Source organism: bacterium, assembly GCA_035703895.1.
Lineage (GTDB): Bacteria > Sysuimicrobiota > Sysuimicrobiia > Sysuimicrobiales > Segetimicrobiaceae > Segetimicrobium.
This window is the reverse complement of sequence record DASSXJ010000007.1, coordinates 1-2666: the sequence shown is the minus strand read 5'-3', so window position 1 is coordinate 2666 and position 2666 is coordinate 1. Positions and strand designations below refer to the sequence as shown.

The 2666-nt window shown below is 68.9% G+C and carries 3 protein-coding genes; all 3 read left to right on the top strand.

What is annotated here, in order from left to right:
* The coding region (locus tag VFP86_00305; GenBank protein ID HET8998067.1) for a hypothetical protein at positions 1 to 1117 on the top strand (1117 nt) is incomplete at its 5' end.
* A gap of 139 nt (positions 1118 to 1256) precedes the next feature.
* Positions 1257 to 1679, top strand: a complete 423-nt coding sequence (locus VFP86_00300) for a MerR family transcriptional regulator (GenBank protein HET8998066.1) — start codon at positions 1257 to 1259, stop codon at positions 1677 to 1679.
* A partial coding sequence (locus VFP86_00295; protein ID HET8998065.1) for a biotin/lipoyl-binding protein occupies positions 1672 to 2666 on the top strand: 995 nt, incomplete at its 3' end. The genes VFP86_00300 and VFP86_00295, both read left to right, overlap by 8 nt.

Below are 2666 nucleotides of genomic sequence, written 5' to 3'. Positions count from 1 at the left end.
CGACGATGGCCGGACCAAGGTGTACAAACTGGCGGCGCTCGATCTCGCTTCGGGCGCCACGCGTCCTGGATACCCCGTCGTGATCGCGCCGCCGGCAGCCTCCGGGCTGCGCTTCGATCCCGGAGTGCAGCAGCAGCGCGGCGCGCTCACCCTCTTGCGCGGAGTGGTCTATCTGCCCTTCGGCGGATACTTGGGCGACTGCGGAAATTATCACGGCTGGGTCGTCGGGATTCCAACCGCGCAGCCCGGCCGGCAGCAGGCGTTCGCGACGCCCACCCACCGCGAGGGAGGGATCTGGGCGACCGGCGGGCTCGCCGCCGATCCCGCAGACAACCTGTACGCGTCCACCGGAAACAGTGACTCTCAAGGCCCGGTGGACCTCAGCAACAGCGTTGTTCGCCTCACTACCACGCCCCAACTCGCGTTTTCCGGCCGCCCCGCCGACTTCTTCGCGCCCAGCAACTTTATCCCGCTGAACGACTCCGATACCGACCTCGGGTCGAGCGCACCGCTGGTGCTTCCGGTGCAGCTGGGCTCCACGACACCGGATCTTCTCTTCATCGCGGGCAAGCAGGGAGTGGGATACCTGATCAACCGGGCGGCGATGGGCGGTGTGAGTCACGGGGATGGGATTCGGGGGGAGGGGGTGTACAGCCTGTGCATCTTTGGCGACTGCCGGAGCCGAGCCCCGCAGGTGTTTTCGGCGTCCGCGTACTGGGATGGAGGAAGCGCCGGCCGGCTCATCCTCGTTCCGGGCCGCGGCGGCCAGCCGGCCGGCTGCCGGGGGACCGGCGGCCTGGCAGCCCTCCGCCTCGAGGTGGATCCTGGGACACGTGCCTCCACGTTTGGGGTGGCCTGGTGCAGTCCGTCGATGCGCGATCCTGGGGCGCCGTCGGTCACCGGCCCCGGGCCGGACGGCGGCGTCGTGTGGGTGGTGGACACCGCAGCCGCGGTCCTCTTCGCGCTCAACGCTCGAACCGGGGAGGAGCTCTATCATTCCGACGGCAAGGACGCTCTCGGGGGAACCCACCGATTCATCACCCCCGCGGTCGCCGGCGGCCGGGTGTACCTCGGCGCCGGAGAGACGGTCGACGCGTACGGGATCGCCAAACATTGACATTCACGTAAGGGTTGTATACACTTCATAATTGTCCCTGCGAAGCAACCACCGAGGCATGGCATACATGGTCGGAGCGCCATCATCTGAATCGGAGACTCCATCGACCGGTACGGTTCCCCAGCACAGGATGGAAGAGGTGGCCAAGCGCACCGGATTGACGCCCCGGGCGATCCGGTACTACGAGGAGTTGGGCCTGCTTCGTCCCTCCGGCCGAACGGCGGGGGGGTTCCGGCTCTTCACGGAAGCCGACATCGCTCAGCTCTTGCGCATCAATGAGCTGCAGACGCTCTTGGGATTCTCGCTTGCGGAGATCAAGCAGACCCTTCAGGTGGACGCGATGCGCGCGGAGGTCCGAGAAGCGTATCTCGGGGCAACCGATCCGGCCGTCCGGAAAGATCTCCTGGACCAGGCGGCCGGCCTCATCCAGTCCCAGATCCGGATCATCGATGAGCGCATGGGCCGGTTGGAGAAGCTGCGGGGCGAGCACGTGGAGCGCCTGAACCGGGTGAAAATCCGCCAGGCAGAGCTTGCAGGCGATGCCGTGATCCACAATGGCTGACGCCCCCGTACAGGAAACCTCCGTCCAAGGGCCGGCGGCGAAGAGCGCCATACCGGTCCGCGCCCCTGCGCCCCCCCCGCCGGCGGGTGATGGAGCCGGGGCGGGCGCCCCGGCGCGGGCGCCGGAGGCCGGATGGCATTTTCTCCAACCCCGATGGAGGACCCGCCGGATCGTCTCCATCAGCGTTGCCGCCATCCTGCTCATCCTCATCGCCGCCGGGGTCCGGTATTACCGGCTGAACGCGGGGTTTGTCCGGACCGATAACGCGCAAACGGCGGGCGACGTGGCTCCTGTCAGCGCTCGGATCACGGGCACGGTGAGCAGGGTGGCCGTTTCCGAGAACGACTTCGTCAAAGCCGGCGCCGTGCTCGTGGAGGTCGATCCAACGGATTACCGGCTGGCGCTGGAGCACGCGAGAGCGCAGCTCGCGGCGGCGCGCGCGCAGACCGAGGCAACCCGCATGGCCGTCGCCGCACAGGGCGAACAGTTTCGCGCCGCGGTCGCGAACGCCGAAGCGGGGCTTCAGTTGGCGGAGCCCCATCTCTCGCAGGCGGAGGCACAACTGCGGATGAGCGGGCAGACCTCACCGGCGCAGATCGCCCAGGCCAGGGCCCAGGTCACCACGGCGCAGGCGAACGTCCAAGCGGCGAAGTCGGACCTCGATACCGCCGCGCGCAACTTGGGGCGGGACCGCACCCTCCTCTCGCAGGGTGCGATCTCGGCGCAGCAGCTGGACACCGACGCGGCGACCTACGAATCGGCGAGGGCGCGGTACCAGGCGTCGCAGGATGCGCTCCGCCAGGCGCGCGACGGCCTCCTCGCCGCCCAGGCCTCCCACGAGCAGGTGACGATCGCGAGGCACGACGTGGACGCGAAACGCGGGGAGGTCTCCCAGGCCCGCGCGCAGCTGCAGCAGGCCGCGACGGGGCAGACGCTCGTGCAGCAGCGGGCCCGCGAACTCGCCGTCGCCGAAGCGCAGGCCGGGGA